Source organism: Lactiplantibacillus brownii (assembly GCF_031085375.1).
GTDB lineage: Bacteria > Bacillota > Bacilli > Lactobacillales > Lactobacillaceae > Lactiplantibacillus > Lactiplantibacillus brownii.
Genome location: NZ_JAVCWF010000006.1, coordinates 21,125 through 39,010, shown reverse-complemented (window position 1 = coordinate 39,010; position 17,886 = coordinate 21,125). Strand labels below are relative to the sequence as shown.

14 protein-coding genes and 8 pseudogenes are annotated in these 17,886 nt (G+C 41.3%); 9 read left to right on the top strand and 13 right to left on the bottom strand.

The features are described from left to right. Positions 1-14: 14 nt before the first annotated feature. Together RA086_RS15425 and RA086_RS15420 are read right to left on the bottom strand one after the other, a co-directional pair. Positions 15-605, bottom strand: a pseudogene (locus RA086_RS15425) (IS30 family transposase); the annotation flags it as partial. Positions 606-620: 15 nt separating this feature from the next. After that, entirely contained in the window at positions 621-1,550 is a 930-nt protein-coding gene (locus tag RA086_RS15420) for an IS30-like element ISLpl1 family transposase (protein ID WP_308704606.1), read from the bottom strand. 99 nt (positions 1,551-1,649) lie between these two features. Between RA086_RS15420 and RA086_RS15415 the strand changes: the two are divergent. The 3 genes and pseudogenes from RA086_RS15415 to RA086_RS15405 all read left to right on the top strand — a co-directional run. Then, positions 1,650-2,519: pseudogene (locus tag RA086_RS15415) on the top strand (DUF2075 domain-containing protein); the annotation flags it as partial. Between the two features lie 94 nt (positions 2,520-2,613). After that, entirely contained in the window at positions 2,614-3,171 is a 558-nt protein-coding gene (locus RA086_RS15410) for a hypothetical protein (RefSeq protein WP_003567312.1), read from the top strand. Positions 3,172-3,448: 277 nt separating this feature from the next. After that, positions 3,449-3,688 (top strand): annotated as a pseudogene (locus RA086_RS15405) (hypothetical protein); the annotation flags it as partial. A 4-nt stretch (positions 3,689-3,692) separates the two neighbouring features. Here RA086_RS15405 and RA086_RS15400 read toward each other — a convergent pair. Beyond that, positions 3,693-4,480 (bottom strand): IS5 family transposase gene (locus tag RA086_RS15400; RefSeq protein ID WP_308704601.1). Its coding sequence is split into 2 segments (ribosomal slippage): positions 3,693-4,213 and positions 4,213-4,480, totalling 789 coding nucleotides; the frame shifts between segments, so codons are not numbered across the junction. 65 nt (positions 4,481-4,545) lie between these two features. Between RA086_RS15400 and RA086_RS15395 the strand changes: the two are divergent. Then, a pseudogene (locus tag RA086_RS15395) lies at positions 4,546-5,280 on the top strand (nicotinate phosphoribosyltransferase); the annotation flags it as partial. A gap of 103 nt (positions 5,281-5,383) precedes the next feature. Here RA086_RS15395 and RA086_RS15390 read toward each other — a convergent pair. From RA086_RS15390 to RA086_RS15350, 9 genes and pseudogenes are all read right to left on the bottom strand, one after another. Next, on the bottom strand, positions 5,384-6,055 hold the full coding sequence (locus RA086_RS15390) for a TetR/AcrR family transcriptional regulator (RefSeq protein WP_125547619.1): 672 nt from the start codon (positions 6,053-6,055) through the stop codon (positions 5,384-5,386). Between the two features lie 4 nt (positions 6,056-6,059). Then, positions 6,060-7,307, bottom strand: coding sequence for an ABC transporter permease (locus RA086_RS15385; RefSeq protein WP_010620835.1), 1,248 nt, complete (start codon positions 7,305-7,307; stop codon positions 6,060-6,062). Continuing rightward, positions 7,285-8,028 (bottom strand): ABC transporter ATP-binding protein, encoded by a 744-nt coding sequence (locus tag RA086_RS15380; protein ID WP_125550759.1) that lies wholly within the window; start codon positions 8,026-8,028, stop codon positions 7,285-7,287. The genes RA086_RS15385 and RA086_RS15380 overlap by 23 nt, the downstream gene beginning before the upstream one ends. Before the next feature lie 246 nt (positions 8,029-8,274). Further along, positions 8,275-8,496: pseudogene (locus RA086_RS15375) on the bottom strand (ferritin-like domain-containing protein); the annotation flags it as partial. A 52-nt stretch (positions 8,497-8,548) separates the two neighbouring features. After that, positions 8,549-9,406, bottom strand: coding sequence for a DegV family protein (locus tag RA086_RS15370; RefSeq protein WP_054712244.1), 858 nt, complete (start codon positions 9,404-9,406; stop codon positions 8,549-8,551). Positions 9,407-9,604: 198 nt separating this feature from the next. Then, positions 9,605-9,823 (bottom strand): annotated as a pseudogene (locus tag RA086_RS15365) (iron ABC transporter permease); the annotation flags it as partial. Positions 9,824-9,936: 113 nt separating this feature from the next. Next, positions 9,937-10,053 (bottom strand): annotated as a pseudogene (locus RA086_RS15360) (GNAT family N-acetyltransferase); the annotation flags it as partial. Between the two features lie 4 nt (positions 10,054-10,057). After that, positions 10,058-10,159: pseudogene (locus tag RA086_RS15355) on the bottom strand (recombinase family protein); the annotation flags it as partial. Positions 10,160-10,268: 109 nt separating this feature from the next. Next, positions 10,269-11,348, bottom strand: a complete 1,080-nt coding sequence (locus RA086_RS15350) for an FRG domain-containing protein (RefSeq protein WP_014940866.1) — start codon at positions 11,346-11,348, stop codon at positions 10,269-10,271. Positions 11,349-11,653: 305 nt separating this feature from the next. On the opposite strand from RA086_RS15350, the gene RA086_RS15345 reads away from it, so the two are divergent. The 5 genes from RA086_RS15345 (at position 11,654) to RA086_RS15325 (ending at position 15,572) form a co-directional block, all read left to right on the top strand. Further along, positions 11,654-11,740 carry a putative holin-like toxin gene (locus tag RA086_RS15345; RefSeq protein ID WP_153152501.1) on the top strand — a complete coding sequence of 29 codons (87 nt, stop codon included), beginning with the start codon at positions 11,654-11,656 and terminating at the stop codon, positions 11,738-11,740. A 66-nt stretch (positions 11,741-11,806) separates the two neighbouring features. Beyond that, positions 11,807-12,343, top strand: a complete 537-nt coding sequence (locus RA086_RS15340) for a helix-turn-helix domain-containing protein (RefSeq protein ID WP_057785073.1) — start codon at positions 11,807-11,809, stop codon at positions 12,341-12,343. After that, positions 12,280-13,221, top strand: coding sequence for an IS3 family transposase (locus tag RA086_RS15335; RefSeq protein WP_308704609.1), 942 nt, complete (start codon positions 12,280-12,282; stop codon positions 13,219-13,221). The genes RA086_RS15340 and RA086_RS15335 overlap by 64 nt, the downstream gene beginning before the upstream one ends. Before the next feature lie 297 nt (positions 13,222-13,518). Further along, positions 13,519-14,910 carry an MFS transporter gene (locus tag RA086_RS15330; RefSeq protein WP_041142890.1) on the top strand — a complete coding sequence of 464 codons (1,392 nt, stop codon included), beginning with the start codon at positions 13,519-13,521 and terminating at the stop codon, positions 14,908-14,910. Further along, a complete protein-coding gene (locus tag RA086_RS15325; RefSeq protein WP_014940864.1) occupies positions 14,910-15,572 on the top strand; it encodes an HD domain-containing protein in 663 nt (220 codons plus the stop codon). The genes RA086_RS15330 and RA086_RS15325 overlap by 1 nt, the downstream gene beginning before the upstream one ends. 14 nt (positions 15,573-15,586) lie before the next feature. On the opposite strand, the gene mobQ is transcribed toward RA086_RS15325, so the two are convergent. Continuing rightward, positions 15,587-17,647: a MobQ family relaxase gene (gene mobQ / locus RA086_RS15320; protein ID WP_265481487.1), complete on the bottom strand. Its 2,061-nt coding sequence runs from the start codon at positions 17,645-17,647 to the stop codon at positions 15,587-15,589. Positions 17,648-17,886 lie beyond the last annotated feature (239 nt).

Sequence of the window (17,886 nt, the reverse complement as noted above, 5' to 3'; positions counted from 1 at the left end):
GGTAGATTGCAAATTTAATCCGAATTTTTTGACAAATTGGTCAGCATGACCTGATAAGGTGTTTGCCAGTCAAGTATTTTAAGTGGTCTCTGATTAATTTCGAGTAAGGTGGTTTTCAAGCCTTGAGCACTAATGTGCTCAAAATAAGTCCCCTTAGGATAAAAATAGCGTAAGTTCCGATTAAATGGTTCATTACTGCCGCGCTCAGCTGGCGTATAAGCATGGCAGTAATAGGTCTTAATACCGTATTGTGCTTCAAGTGATACTAGACCGCTAAACTCAGTGCCACGGTCCACCGTAAAACTATGCACCGGGCCATTAAAAGTTGCTAGAAACTTATTTAGGGCTTCATTAACAGTTACTGCTGTCCGGTTTTTTAATCGGTAGGCCCAAAGGAAACGTGATTTGCGATCGATTAAGGTTAATAAAACTGCCTTACTATGCCCACGGGGGCCAACAATTGTATCTAATTCAAAATCACCGATGCGATTACGTCGATTAACCACGATGGGTCGCTGTTCAATTGACCGTCCTAATGATTGATTATATTTAGAACGTTGGTCAAGGTTACGCCGTTGGCGCACGCCATGTTCAGGCAAATCATTTGGTAGATTGCAAATTTAATCCGAATTTTTGGACAAATTTGTCAGCATAACCTGATACGGTGTTTGCCAGTCGAGTATTTTAAGCGGTCGCTGGTTAATTTGGAGTAACGTCGTCGTTAAATCTTGAGCACTAATGTGCTCAAAACGAGTCCCTTTAGGATAAAAATAACGTAAATTCCGATTAAAGCGTTCATTACTACCACGTTCAGCTGGCGTATAAGCATGGCAGTAATAGGTCTTAATACCATATTGTGATTCAAGTGATACTAGCCCACTAAACTCAGTGCCACGGTCCACAGTAAAGCTGTGCACCGGACCATTAAAAGTGGTTAGGAACTTAGTTAGTGCTTCATTAACAGTCGCTGTCGTCCGATCTTTTAACCGGTATGCCCAAAGGAACCGTGATTTGCGATCGATTAAAGTTAATAAAACTGCCTTACTATGCCCACGAGGACCAACGACTGTATCTAGTTCAAAATCGCCGATGCGATTACGTTGATTAATCATCATGGGACGCTGTTCAATTGATCGCCCCAAAGATTGATTATATTTGGATCGTTGGTCAACGTTACGCCGTTGGCGTACGCCATGTTCAGGTAGATTATTCAAGGAGAAATCAATTCTCCCCTGATTTAGCCAATTATAAATAGATTTAGTAGCTAGTTTAAATTCGTGAGCAATCATTCCTGGTGACCAGCTTAGACGTAAATGGTTGAGAATTTTTTGCTTTAACTCATCGCTCAGCTTAGTTTTCCGACCACATCGTGATCGCTTGTATTCGGCATCTGTTTGTGCTAATTCAGCCTGATAAGGTTGACATCGAGATAATTCATAAGAAATTGTTGACGGTGATCGGTTCAGCCGAACGCCCATTTGGATATTGGACAGCCCTAGTTCACAAAAGGTTTCGATTTTAATTCGTTCGGAATAGGTTATACTACACAAAAGATCAGCTCCTAAAAGATGGGTTTGTGGTAAACACCATTTTAAAGGCAGCTGATCTTTTTTGTCCGAACAGCGTTCGGATTAATTTTACAATCTACCATGAAACCAACACCATTTATTAACGCGTACCGCAAAGCCGGTAAGCGGGCAGATGTCGTGCTGATCGATGAAGGCCATTTACTACTGACGATGCCTGATCCGTATAATAAATTCCGTGGGCATAATCAGCTTGCTGATATTCTTCAGTTGGCTCGAGTGGTGGTGCTCGTGTTCGATTTCCACCAGCTAGTCAAGCTAAAGAGTTTTTGGACACCTGCTTTATTGAAAAGAGTGACGCGCGATTACGCAGTGACACATTATCATCTGACCGAACAGATGCGGGTAGGCGATGCGGCGGTGAATGATTGGATTGATCATTTTGTTCGTGGAAAAGTGTTGCCTTTGCCACATCCGCAACATTTTGATTTTCAAGTTTTTTCTGATGGTCAGCCGATGTATGACCTCATTCAGCGGCGCAATGCCGAAACCGGCCTTTCGCGCATGATCGCGACAGCTGACTATCCATTCACAGTGCTCGATGGTAAAACCTGGTATGTCCAAGCTGGCTCTCTGCGGTTGCCTTGGGACAAGATCAACTTCACCGATCGCCCGTGGGCACAACGTCCTGAGACATTGCATGAAGTTGGTTCCATTTATACTATTCAAGGCTTTGACTTGAATTACGCAGGTGTGATTCTAGGGCCGAGTCTAGGCTATGATCCCTCAAAAGACCGACTTACGATTGATCTGGCGCAGTACCAAGACAAGGAAGCCTTCAAAAAGCGCCCTGATTTGGCCGACACCACCGACGCTAAAGCCGCGATTATCATGAATGCCATTAATATTCTGCTGAAGAGGGCGAAGCACGGGCTTTATCTTTACGCAGCTGATCCTGCTTTGCGCCAACGGTTATTGCAATTGGCCAAATAATCTTGCAACCTCACTTTTGAAATGCAATAGATTGTGAGTCGTTCCAGTTAGCACTATACTGAAACTGAGTCTAAATCTAAAAGGAGTGGTTTGCATGGCTGAAAAGTATACAGCAGAAATTGTGCCATTGAACGCTGAGAAGATTGGCACCGCGCCGCACGGTGCCGCGACGTTCACGATTGATGGTGCGCAAATGAAGATTCATATCGATATGTTTGATACACCTGCTAATGTGCAGCATTGGGAACATTTCCACGGATTCCCGGATGGTAAGCCAGCAGAAATCGCCACAGCGGCACAAGATGCTAATGGTGACGGTTTCGTTGATCTGCCAGAAACAGAACCGGTTTCCGGTACAACGATGGTGCCATTTGACGCTGAACCGGCCAAGATGCATGTGCCAAATGACAGTTACCCAGTGGCTGATGCAGAAGGTCACTATGCTTATGACAAACTCGTTGATCTGAAGGAATTGCAGACAGCGTTTAAAGCCGCTTTTGGCAGTGACGATTTGCAGCTCGATAAAAGGGTCATTTATATTCATGGTGTGCCGGATACCTTGAAGCTACCGGCTACTGTTCAAGGAACTGTCATGAACTACGATGCCCACGTTACTTTACCAATTGCAGTTGGGAAAATCATCAAAGCTTAAACTAATTAGTTTAATAAATAACCTATAAGTAGTCTTGGAACTTACTGGCAATACGCCGGCTGTTTCAAGGCTACTTTTGGGTTTGAAGACCTTATTTACCTATAAATAGAGCTTTTTACATTATATGTACAGATTAATACCTATAATGTCAATAAGTATGCACTGTTAAAAATATCTTGTTAAATAACGAACATTATCATTCCTTTGCGCGGGGTCAACTTGTTAAGCTGGTGTTGGAAGAAGAGAGACGCCGGAAACAATGGAAGGAGGCGCACAGATGCCTAAGAAGTTGATCCATATCGTCATGTTGGCGATGTTGATGCTGACCCAGGTCGGCAGCGCCGTTGTCCCTGTAGCCGACAACGGTGAGACAAACATCACCGAACATGACCGTGCGGCGCCAAAATCCGATCCATCCTCACACCAGAACGATGCGAGCGGACAAGCGGCAATTAGCCAAGACACAATTGAGTCTGACAAGAAACAGACAAGTGCAGCAATGAGCAGTTCTGAGAACCTGTCTAGTATCTTTTAAGAACTATCTTCAGGAAGGCCAATACAACCATTTGAAGACTGCTGTTAAGGGCACGTTCACAGTTTTTCCAAAGTCGCCGACATTTGTCTAGCCAACTCCATGAACGTTCAACGATACATCGTTGCGGTAACACCGTGAACATATGCAACTCGTTGCGTTTAGCTACCGTCGTCTTAGCATTCAAAATGAGCTTCACCTGATCCGCAAAGTCATTGCCAGTGTAGCCACCATCAACCATGACATGCTGAACCAGCTCTAAATTTTGGCTAGCCAAACTAAGCATAGACAATGCACCTGAACGATCTGATACATTAGCTCGTGTCACGATAATGGCTTGTGGTAACCCGTTAATATCAACCGCCATATGACGCTTAATCCCTGAAATCTTTTTGCCGCCATCGTAGCCACTATTTTTCGTTAAATCAGTGGTTTTAACACTTTGAGCATCAACCATCACAAACGACGTTCGGGCCGATCGGCCCTGTGCAAAACGATAGGAAGCGACAGTTTTTTTAAAAGCCTTTCTAATAGCGAATCAGCTGTCGGGTCTGGTTTATCTCGCCACATATCGTAATAGCGGTAGACAGTGTGCCATTCCGGGAAATCGTGCGGTAATTCACGCCATTGACACCCTGTAGTAAGCGAGTAAAGGATGGCATTGAATACGTCATAAAGATCATAACGACGCGGTCTTGTATGCTTGCGGAAGTTTTCTAAATCAGGTTGTATTAACGCAAATTGCGCGCGAGAAATATTGCTTGGATAATCTGGCATGACAAACTCCTCAGTCGGTTTTCCACAATTCTACCAGATTCAGCAGATACTAGACAGGTTCTAACTCTGGGATCCCTAACGCGGTGACGGTCTTTAAGGAGCTACGAGCAGCTGGGCATGAACCCGTCGGTATTCGAATCGATTCGGGGGACGTCACGACTTTATTACAAGCTGCCCGGACACAATTGGACGCGGCTGGCTTTCCCAACGCCAAAATCACTATTTCTAACGCATTGGATGAACACATCATTACCTCGCTGTTGCACGAAGGCGCACCGATCGATAATTTTGGTATCGGTGAAAAGCTCATCACTAGCGCGTCCGCACCGGTTCTAAGTGGCGTCTACAAGCTTGCGGCAACTGAGAGCAATGGTCAGAGCACCCCCAAGATCAAGGTCAGTGCCAGTCGCGAAAAACTAACGATTCCTGGTGATAAGCAAGTCTATCGTCTGTACGAACCAGGAACTCAGCGGGCCTTTGCTGATTTGATTGCACTAGCTACCGAGACGATCGTCGATGCGACCAGCCTAACCGTCGTCACCAGTGACCCACTCAGTGTCGACCGCCAACAGCGACTCACCCATTTTGAAGCCCGGCCTTTACTCGCGCCGGTAGATTTGTCCAACACCACGTCAATTCCGGTTACAACCATTCAGGCAACGACCCAGGCTAAACTTGCCGAGCTCCCACGAACAACTCAGCGGCTCGTCAACCCAGATCTTTACCCGGTCTACATGACGACCACACTCAGCCAGTTGCAAACTAGTTTGTTGAATAAAATGACGATACTAGCAGATTAACAAACGAACACGCGTAGCAACGACCAAAGCCACTTCTGTACTTAGCGTTCAAATGACCGCTAAGTACAGAAGTGGCTTTAGTTTATATCAAGTAACAGTTAGCTCACTGACCAGTAATTTGATCATGTTCACCCGGGGTCAATATTTTGGTCATCACCGTAATCAAATACGCTTGTTCGCGCTCAATTTCAGTTCCCGGCAATTCCAGTATTAACCGCGCTAGGTAACCGAATAGCTGCGATAACAAACTTTGCAGTATCAAATCATTCGGCCAATCCACAATCAAATGATCTGCTTTTAGTTGATTGATGACACTTCCCATCTGCTTGACCATCTTAGGCGCAATCTGGCTAAGAATCTGTTCGCGTCGTTCGGTGTCAAAAGCTGCCACTTCAAAAATGACCTTTAACTCTTTCACGTTAGCTTTAGCAAATGCAACTCGGTCCGTAAAAATTGCTGTGACGAATGCCTGTAGACTGGGATAACGCTGCCGTAATTTATCCTCTGAAAAATCACTCGCTAAGATTGGCACAATGTGCGCGGTAATTGGTGCTAAGATGGCATCCCGTAAGGCAGCCTTAGTCTTATACCGCCGATAGACCGTCCCCTCCGCAACGCCGGCCCGTTGTGCAATATCACTAGTACTGGTCTGGTCAAAACCCTTTTCAGCAAACAAATCGAGACTTGCCTGGAGGATGGCCCGTTGCTTAGGTGTAATCGTTTCATTCTGACCTAGATCCTGTTGAAAATAATCCCGTATCCGTGGTCGTTCCATATCCTCACACCTTCCGATAACGTTTCATTCCAACAATATTCAACATTGTTAGTACGACCATAAACCCTACTAATATTAACAAATTGACACCAATATCGCCAAGCCCAGCACCCTTTGTCACAACAGCCGTCATCGCATTAGCACCATAGTATAACGGCATGATGTGGGCAATTGCTTGCAACCAACTGGCCATGCCATCGACTGGAACCAACCCAGCAAAAAAGATTTGTGGTACAACAATCAGTGGAATAAACTGAATCATTTGAAATTCTGAGTTAGCAAAGGTGGAAATAAAGATACCCAAGGTCAAAGCCACTAACGCTAATAATAAGTTAGTCAGAAAGACCAGCCAAATACTACCAACTAAGTGAATCTTGAAGACCGTAATTGTAAAAACAACGGTCAGGACAGTCTGAATGATGGCAAAGCCCCCATAACCAATTAGATAGCCCATAATAATTTCACTCCGTCGAATTGGGGTTGCAAGTAGCCGGCTTAGGGTTCCAGTAGTGCGTTCATTCAAAAGTGAAACGCCAGAAATCAAGAACACAAAGAAGAAGACAAAGAAACCGAGAAAGGCTGGAAAAAAGTTTTCAAAGAACGTTGAATCACTACTACTATAAATATAATGAGACTTAGTCGTATAACTGGTTGCTTTAGCTGACTGAGTCGAACTAGACGTCGTGGCTGTGGCCTGCTTGAGTTGCTTTTGTAATTTCTCAGCAGTTGCCTGGTCACCGCGGGCCTGGGCTTGTGCAATGGCAGTCTTCAGCTTGGTCACCGTTGCTTGTGTCTGGGCTGCTGTCAGCTTCTTCAAAGCGGCTTGTTGCGATTCAAGGGCCGCGCGCTGTTTCTTAGTAACGGTCACCAGCGTCTTCATTTTCAACTTGACTAATCCTGATTGTAAACTCGCCTTAATTAAAGACGTGTTGGTTGGATTGCTATTTGAATAAGTAATCGTCAATTGACCATTTTTCTGAGTCAAATAGCCATCTAGATCATGCTGCTTAATCATTTTCCGTGCCTGTGAACTATCATAATGATGAATCGTCACGTTTTTGGTATCGATCACGTTAACCACGGATTGGTCTACATGATGAACACCCAAGCTTGCTACTTGCGTCGTGTTGTTTTGAAATAAGAAATACATCAGCGTCATAATCAGCAATGGTGCCAAAAACATCAGCGCCAAGGTACGCTTATCACGTAACATTTGCTTAAAAACTCGTCTAACGATTGCCATCGTTCGCATCTTGCATCCGCCCCGCTTTCAAAAAGACCTGTTCGATCGTATCTACTGCATACTGTTGTTTCAGTGCCGCGGGTGTCCCCTCAGCAAGCGCAATCCCGTGCCGAATCAACATGAGATAATCACACCGTTCTGCTTCGTCCATGACATGCGTTGTCACGAGCATCGACTTACCGGTATCCTTGATCTTATTTAGTTCGGTCCAAATTTGTTGCCGTAATTCTGGATCAATCCCAACGGTCGGTTCATCTAAAATCAATAATTGGGGATCCTGAATCAGGGCAATTGCCAACGACAAGCGCCGTTTCATCCCACCCGAATAGCCACTGACCCGCTTGTCTAATTGGGACGTTAAATCAACTAATCCGGCTGCATAATCAATCATCTGTGCTAACTTTATTTTTGGAACGCTCATCAATTGCCCAAACAAGGTCAGGTTTTCACGGGCCGTTAGTGTCTCATACAAAGCGTCACTTTGGGCCATATACCCTACTTGTGCCATTACCGCCCTATTGGGCATCACCGTATCCATGACTTTAACAGTGCCACTATCCACAGCTTCCATCCCTAAAATACTCTTGATCAAGGTGGTCTTCCCAGCTCCTGATGGCCCAATCAAGCCATAAATCATTCCAGCCGGCAGTGTCAAATCAATCTGATTGAGCACTTGCTGATGACCAAAGTGCTTGCTGACCTGCTTGGCGATGACATAATCCGTTACCATTTTAATAACCCTCTTTCTCAAAGCGAGTGTATACTCACTCACTTAATGGCCTTAGTATAATCAGCACATCTCGGTTTGTCAACATTAAAATGAGTTATCACTCACTTATTTTGCTTCCGGCCTATTTGTCACCGCATTGCAAACAAAAATGCGCCACCCCGTTGTTGGGATGTCGCATTTTAATTAAATAGCAGCACTGATATAAGCGTTAGCAATGTTTAAGCCTACCGATTTTTTAATATTATTTTATTCATCAATTTCCGGCGCCGACCCAAGCTCTGCCTGAATCATCCAGATTTTCTTCTCAATTGCGGTTTTGAGACCAATGAAAATATCTTGGGTACTGAAGTCTTTTTCAACATCGGATACTTCAATGCCGTGTTGGTAAAGGTCTTCCAAGTAACGATAGCCATCAACTAAGTGTGCGAGGCGTTCTGGGGTTGTTTTGTCCCATTCACAATTTTGATCTGCTTTTCGTTTTAGGTAAAGCTTGAGAGGCGTGACTTATTTTTGTAACACCTTAATACGACTGAACTGTAGCCCCAATCAGCCCTGGCCCTGTATGCACGCCCAATGACGGTGAGACCTCACCAATAAAATCAACTGGCCGACCAGTCGCTTCACGAAGTTTCTCTGCCAACTTTTTAACTAAAGATGGGTTTTGCCCGTGGGCTACTCCTAAACGATAGTGGGTGCTTTTTAAACAATCCTGTTTGACTTGTTCAACCAACTTTTGAATCGCTTTTTCTTCAGATCGCGCCTTAAAAAGAGGGTAGTAGACGCCTTCTGGATCACATGAGATCACCGGTTTAATGTGCAAAACCGAACCGACAAGGCCTGCCACTCGGCCGATTCGACCGCCGGCACTGAGGTACTTCAAGGTTGGCACGTAGAAATAAATCCGACTTTTGACGATTGAGGCACGAACTTTTGCAATCACGTCCTGAAAAGATTCCCCTGCATTGATCAATGATGCGGCATAGGCTGCTTGGATGCCACTGCCAATGCCGATGCTTTTTGTGTCAAGAATGGTTACGGTGTCAGCGGGAAAATCTTGCGCGGCCAATTGAAAGACGTTGTTCGTCACAGACAACGCGCTCGAAATTGTGATACCGAAGATCTGCTGATAACCAGCCGCGAACAGCGCATCCATCGCTTCTTTGGCAGCTTGTGGTGACGGACTGGACGTCTTCGGCAAGGTTTCCGCCGTTGCTAACGCCGAATAAAATTCATCCGGTGTGATATCAACTGCATCAAGGTAATTATGCCCATTCATAGTAATATTCAGCGGTACGACTGCAATATTTTTATTTTCATCAAGAACACTTTGAGGGACATCAGAACCCGAATCAACGACAATTGCAATTTTTTTGGTCATGTTCTGCCTCCTTGCGGCTTTAATAACCATATTATATGGTTTCTAAGACTAGATGTAAATAGGTTCACCACATATATCTTTTTTCGTTCATGTGAATATTCAGCCAGTTTTGCCAACAAAAGTCGCTTCCACAGCAAAAAGAGAGTCAACCAGTCACGGTCAACTCCCTTTTGTCCTATTTCCGACGAAGTTTTGTGGTTACATCGCAATATCCCCATTCTTAGAAACTTTCATGAAGATTAGCAAGGAAATCACTGTCAACGCGGTCAAAATCGTTGATAGTGCAGCTGCAACGCCGTAATTTCCACGAATAACTTCGGTATAAATGGCTACTGTCATTGTCCGAGTCTTGACGTTGTACAACAGAATGGATGTGGATAATTCTGAGATCATCGTGACCCATGAAAGAATGGACCCATACTAATCCCTCGTTTTGAATGCGCTTACGCATATCAAGCTTACACGAGCCGATCTGTTCTGTCAGGCATGGCGATTTTTATGGACTTTGTTCCGGGCGATTTGGCCGCTTATTAAAGCTTCTTAACCAACACCAAACAAGGATTCCAAGCATCCCATAATGTCGGGAAAACTTCCAATCGCTCAAATCCCACTGACTCGTAAAAACGGATGGTTTGATCATATTCAGGACCTCAATTTATCCGTAAATAATTTATCAACGTCTTTTAAAGCCGCTAACTGTCGATCTAAATGTTGCTCCTTGGAACTCACACGCGCATAACCGATTTTAGCCATTTCCAATTCTCCTTTTGGACAGTTCTAATGAACACTTGTAATTCCTAGTATAGCACAGAAATAAAAAAGACCATTAGGGTATGCCCTAATGGCCTTTAAACATTTTTTATTAAAAATTATTTTTTATATAACTAGCCACATTTTCTTTGTCTGGAAATAAAGTAGCCTGGTTTATTTCCAATGATTGATTTAATTCGTTTAAAATTTGTTGCTTTTTTTCACCAGGAATTACTAATCTAATTGGCTCATTGTGTCCATTGTACAGAGATACTTTGTTATCAATATCATCATGAATATTTTCCAAGCTACATGATGTACCATCATAAGGTTCAAAAAGGAAAAAACCACTTTGAGCTCGTAAGCGTTCATTATTAATTGAAGGTTCGACGAAAAATGGGTGAAGTAAAGTTCTAAAGTTGATTAGATCAGCAAAATAACCAGTATCTCTTTTAATATCATGATACAGGCATTGCATTTCATAAGACTGATTTATTTCTTTATAGAAATCATTTAGTGAGTCATATACTTTTTGGTTTTCCTCAGAAAGTTGTTCATAATAGCCCTCTGGGAACTGCTTGACCAGATCCATGTACCAACTTTGGTATAAATGATTTTCATCTTCTTTCAACAAATCATCAATATTTTTGTTGAAAGAAGATATTTTTCTATAAATACTTTTCTTTTTTTCTTCGTCCATCAATGCTAATGTTGATAAGACTTCCACGGTGTCACTGCGACTACTATAGTATGTGAAATCATCAATATTTTGTGTCTTGTTAGAAAAAAACATGGTAACTATCCCGTCTGTTTCATGTCCTTCAGAATCAAGATGAGATTGACAGGCAAAATAAAGAGCGACAAGAGCATTGGTCGTTACATCTAATAACCTAGTTGGCAAGCCAAAATGTTGCATATAAGACAGGCGAGAAAAATTGTTTTCTAAATTGTTAAAATCGTTTGCGTACCTACGCATGTACTCATTAGTAAATGAATATTCATGGGTATATCCGGAGAGCTCTTTTTGTCTAAAGATGCTAGCAACGTTATTACTACTTTTGAAGTCATTTGACTGTCCTCTATAGAAAAATCGTGGTAGCAAACCTCTTCCATCAACTGTTACATTAGCTTTTATAGACTTTAGGGATTCTGCTTTTTTGCTTAAAAAACTATTTACAGATTGAATATTCAAAATAGAACCTCCTATAGATATAAGCAAGCACTCTGATAAAATGAATCAATTACCGTATTTTTATGCTCAATGTTCTTACTAAGATGACTTACGTTAATACACTAATCCAGGTTAGAATGAAGTACACTACTGATTTAAAAATATGTTTCTAAAAGAATTATATCTCTGTATAATGAATCAAGTAGAGAAGTTAAGGCGGTGGCTATTTCCGATCGGAGGCGGTGCTTATGGTGTTAAACCTTTAAAGCCCATAAATCCTAACGAAAGGAGTAGCCTAAGTGTCCGTTTCGGACGCTTTACAATTAATGCTAGCTTTCGGTACATTTATCGTGGCCTTGATTGCATTAATTGTTGAGCTGATCAAAAGTCAGCAAAAAAATAATCCGTCTTAGCTTTTGGCAGGGCTAAAGTGAACCCCCAAGGTTGGACAGAAAAATCCAATTTTGGGGGTTTCATTTATGAGTAAATTTAATTTCGATTTTAAAGTTAAGATTGTCACCGAGTATTTAAGTGGTCAGGCAGCTTATTCACTAGCGAGAAAGTATGGGATTGGCAGCAAGGCTACCGTTTCAATTTGGATTCAGCGATTTGAAAGATTTGGTATTAAAGGACTTCAGCCAAAAGCCATGGACTTAGAATACACTAGTCAGTTTAAAGTTGATGTATTAAACTGGAGGAAACAAAATCAGGCCTCACTTCCAGTAACCGCCTTACACTTTAATTTATCCTCGCCAAGTACAATTTGGCAATGGGAAAAGCGATTTGAGACATTAGGGATAAAAGGGCTTGAGCGAAAGCGAGGCAACTCGAAAAATATGGCAAAACACAAGAATGAGAACGCTAAACCAGTTGTCCAAAAGGACAACTCAACAACAAAAGATACTTTAAAGCAACTCCAAAAAGAGAATCAAATGTTGAAGATTGAGAATGAATACTTAAAAAAATTAGAAGCCTTAGCTCGGAAAAAATCAGCACAAAGGAAATCTCGAAAATAGCGACTGAGTTGAGGCAAATATTCCAAGTATCAATTAAATTGATTCTCAAAGTAATTAAAATACCGCGTAGCACGTATTACTACACTCGAAATCATGAAGGTCGAAAATTCAATGACGATCAAGTTATTCAAGCAATTGATGAAATTCGACAACAAGATTTAAAATACACAAAGAAGTACGGGTACCGTCGAATTACAAGTGCTCTGCATGATTTAGGATTTCAGATAAATCACAAGCGGGTTTTACGTATTATGCAAGAACATGCCTGGATATGTCATGCCTTTAATCGCCAAACTCGTAAATATAACTCGTATAAAGGATTAGTTGGTAGGATTGCCCCTAATCGGTTAAAGCGTCGCTTTAAGACCGACAGACCCTATCAAAAACTTGTAGCAGACGTCAGTGAATTTCGATATGGATCTATGGGAACAAATGAACGCGTTTATTTGGAACCGGTACTAGATTTATTCTCTGGAGAAATTTTAGCATTTAATATAAGTGAACATCCAACAGTTGAATTCGCCATTAAACCGCTCAAAGAAGCTTTAGAAGGACTTCCGGCACTAAATTATCGGACAACAGTTCATACTGACCAAGGCTTTCAGTATCAACATCGCCAATGGCGAACGCTCTTGAAAGAACATCATGCATTCCAAAGTATGTCTCGTAAAGCGACTTGCCTTGATAATGCAGTAATGGAGTCATTCTTTCATATTATGAAAGCAGAAATGATGGATGAACATTTTGAAGATAAAACTAGCCTAATTCAAGCAATGAAAGATTGGATAGACTTCTATAACAACCGTCGTATCAAAACAAAATTAAACGGCAAGCCCCCGGTAAAATACCGAGAACTCGCCGTTCAAAAAGCAGCTTAACAATTTGTCCAATTTTAAGGGTTCACTTCAGGCTAACGGATTATTTAATCTATTATTAAACTTTGCCACCGTCTTAAACGGCTCTACATGGGAAGCCCTGTTCTAGCGGGGCTTCCTTTTTCTGTTTACATTATAGCATGGCTATAACGGACTTGCGACTATTTTAAGTGTAGTTTCTCAAAGGCTAGAGAAACTATTGTTCGTTCTTGAAAATATGTAGGAGCAACGGCCTAAGAACCATATATAGTGGTATAATATGTAATAAAAACTATATGTAGTGTTTGGAAGGTGAAATTCTTGGTTCAAGAGAAACACAACAAACTATTGAGCGCAATAATTTCGATTGGTCTTTTAAGCTTTTTAGGAATAGTGGTTGAAACAGCGTTAAACATAACCTTCCCACAATTAACAACGTATTTTTCTATACCTATCAGTCAAGTTCAATGGTTGACTACTGGATATATGCTAGTCTCAACTAGTTTGATTCCATTGGGTTCATTCTTTTTAAGACGGTTTCGTGTGGTAACTTTATTTAGAGTTTCGTGCTTAAGCTTTTTAGTCGGTACGTTGATTGCAAGCTTTTCCAACAGCTTTAATTTAGTTTTGCTAGGCCGCTTATGTCAAGGCATTGCTGATGGAATCGCGTTACCGTTGATGTTTGCTGTCATACTAGATCAAGTGCCAAAGAAAAAAGTTGGCACTTTTATGGGGCTAGGTAGCTTAGTTATTGCCTTTGCACCAGCAGTGGGTCCCATATATGGTGGCATAATTCAGGACACATTCAATTGGCATTTTCTATTTATAATTTTAATACCAATTATTATGGTTACCTGGCTGCTTGGTGAGCTTAGCATTGAACAAAGTTCACCGGTTCATTACGTTCCCTTTGATGTCCGTGGGGGCATTTTCTTGGCCATTTTTTTGACAACGACGTTGATGTTTATTGTTAACTTGACTGCTAACAGTAGCTCTTTTAAATTGTATTTATTTTTACTAGGAACAGCTTTTTTTAGTGGCTTACTTTTCCTTCTTAATGAGAAGCATAAGAGCCATAAATTGTTGGAATTAAGTCTCTTTAAAAACAAACGCTTTTTGCAGTTGTTAAGTGCTTTTTTTCTATTGCAATTCAGTTCTTTGAGTATGTCATACTTAATCCCTAATGTGCTACAAATACTTTTTGCCCAGTCACCTGGTTTGGTAGGTTTTCTAATTGCTCCTGCCGCTGTGATTGATGCAGTGCTATCGGTGGTTGCTGGTATTATTTACGATAAAACTGCACCCCGCTTACCCATTATAAGTGGCTGTATAATCATTGGACTGACCTTTTTGGGCGCCAACCTATTTACACCAAGTATTGGCGGGCTGGTTTTAATATATATGCTTTTTATGGTGGGATTGAGCTTTAGCTACAGTAACATCATGACCTATAGTTTGTCTCAATTACCTGCTGGGTTAGTAAATGATGGTAATTCGATTTATATGACGGTTCAAGCTTATTCAGGAGCAGTTGGAATTGCAATATCGTCCTCTATTGTTTCTTTATTGCAGAAACAACAAGGGAGTGTAATTTCAGGGACAAAATGGGGGTTAGCAATCAATTTCTTGATTTTGTTTTTTGTTGCCGTATTCACAATTTCTCTATGCTTGATAGCTTTACGAAATAAAGTAATTAAAGGAGATAAAGAGTAATGAGTTTAGATGATATAAAATCATTTTCTAAAGAAAATATGGCCTTTGATCCAACTGGGCATGATTTTCTTCATGCCCAAAGAGTGGCTAAGTTAGCTCAGAAAATATATACAGAAGATTTTAAAAAAGATGAAACTGATATTGGTCTGTATGTTGTGAAAGCAGCTAGCTATTTGCATGACACCATAGACGAAAAAGTCACTGCAGATAAAAAGAATAGACTGAGAGAAGTACGAATTATACTTAGCCATGAGAATATTGCAACTCCGGCTAGAGAAGACATTTTAGATATTATCCAACATATGTCATATTCTGACAACATTGAACACCATTACCAGCTTTCTAACGAAGGTAAATGTGTTCAGGACGCTGATAGACTTGATGCACTAGGTGCAATCGGCATAGCACGTGCATTTGCTTACGGCGGGCACGCTGGACAGGAAATATACGATCCCAAAATATCAGTGAAGGAAATCAAAACACACGATGATTATCGCCATCACAAAAGTACAACCATCAATCACTTTTATGAAAAGCTACTGAAATTAGCAAGTTCAATGAATACCAGAACGGGAAAGCAAGAAGCCAGTCGTCGAACAAAGTATATGCGTGATTTCTTATCTGAATTCCAAATGGAAACAGGTGTAAAAGATGAGACATAATGAGTACATTTTGATTACAAGTGCATACCCCCATCTTCATGCCGGTTCCGGGTTTGGTGTTGCCGTTGCTTTTTCGTCATTTCCCACTCAGTCTCCTTTAAACCTTGCGCCTGTTTTTGCCGTTCGTAATCTTCATCACGGGCATATAAGGCGGTCATGATTGCGTTACTAAAGGCCGTCTTTAAGTAATAGTCTGGACTAACTGGCTTGTAGTTCAGTGGTTGATAATGTCCGATATTTGCTTTTCTGTACTGGTCGTCCTTGGCTTGTTGCCCTTTTAACTGTTTTTGAATTTTCTCGATCTGACTGTTCTTAATCGTCGGATCGACTTTGCATTCGCCAAAAAAGAGTTGTTTAGTGCCATCATGCTTTAAAACCCGTTGTAAGTGATGATTTTCTAACTGATCTAAGCTAAGCTGTCCCGACAAATAAGCTAACCCTAATTGATGTTCTTGGGTACTGAAAACCTGTGGTGGATTTGATTGCCATTGTTCCATTGTTTCGACTTTTAATGGCTTTAAAGTTGGATCATAGTACATCACGGCTGTATAAGCCTGTTCCTGTTTAGTCAATGGCAATCCATCTAAATCGCCTTTGGGAAAGGCCCTTTTCAATACTTCATGGTATTGCGTTTGAATAACTTGCTTAACAGCCATGATTGTTCGCAAATCTTTGACTGCGCGAGTAATCTTTTGCTGTTCGATTGGTGAATATTTCTCTAGTAACCCTTGATCGACGTGTTCTAGACTTTCTAAGTTATCGTCATGAATCATCAGCGTATATTTCAGTTCGATTTTGACTTCCTTTTCCTGTTGCATTAATAACTTCCAGCCAACGTATGGCCGTTTGGTAAAGGTCAATAATTGTTGTGTCAACAAATCATCACGAATGTTCATTAAACGTTCGTTTAATTCACTACCCTTGAAAACTGTTTGTTCGCTATTGGTTTCCTTAATTAATTCTCGTCTTTCAGCTTGCGTGGTCTGTTCAAAATTAAGCTCTGGATAAAGTTTTTTAGTCGTGCGATCAACCACTTTATTTAAGAGTTCATCTGCTTTTTTGAGTGAGCTTTCTTGTTGGTTAATTGTCAATAATTGTTTAGTCACATCTTCACCAACCGCATGTTTAATTAAGGTACTGTTTTTCCAATTAAATAGCATGCGCCGCTTATCATCTAAGTTCTCCAAACTGATATAAGTTTTCAGTTCATGGCTTAGCTCTTTAACTACCCGTTTTTCATTAAACGAGAAGTGTTTACTTAGGCTATCTAAATGACCTCTATTGATTGCTTTTTCTTGGTTATTTTTATAACTGGCTTTGGCCTTGCGATAGTCCTTAACTTGTTGATTAAATTCTTTTCTTTCATGCCGCTTACTATTGATTCCCTCATGTTGAGTTGGAACTTCATCTATTCCTTGATTTTCAAAGGATTTTTCGCTGATCCGATCGGGAATATTTTTTTGCTCTAAAACTTGATTAACACTCAACGCCCAATTGTGCCGCCATTCAGTTATTTTTTCTTTTTTATCCCAATCAACCAACCAAATTTTTCGGTTTCTTACATTCCCTGCAGGGGTCTTAGTTTTATTACCATGACTATCTAAAATGTATTCGGTTTTTGTTTTCTGTCCCCAAGTACCATCGGGGTTAAATGGGCGATTGGTTAACATCACATGAGCGTGCGGATTATCTGGGTGGTCGCGATGAATTGCCACGTCGGCTACCATGCCCTCATCAACAAAATTTTCTTGCACATATTTTGTCAGTAATTCTTTCTGTTCGGATTCACTTAATTCTACCGGTAAAGCCACGTTAAACTCTTTTGCATACCGTGAGTTTGATTTACGATCTTTCTTTTCAACTTCATTCCACAACTGCTCTCGATCACTGGCCCATTCTGGTGCATTTTTTGGCGTCAAAATAAAGCTTTCTGGCATAACCGAGCGGGCATAAAAATAGTGGCGACCTTCCTTATCATCAAATAGCTTTTCACCACTTCGATAAGCGGCACTGGCAACCGCACTACGCATTTTTCCTGCGCTTATATTTTGAAAACTCATATGAAAAATTGCCATGCTGTTGTCTCCTTTCTTTTAGGGTTTATGGGTTTGATTTTGTTGTCGCCAACGGCGACTTCTAATACAAGTTTTAATGGGTTTAGCACAACGTCATCAAAGATGACGTGTAAGTGCGCATTGACCTCGTTTCACTCGGACTGCTGATTCTCCTAAATTTACTTCTAGTGTATGCCTTCCGCTTCGCTATTTCAACTTTTATCCTTTGACTTAACGTTTCCTATATGATATAGTTTCGG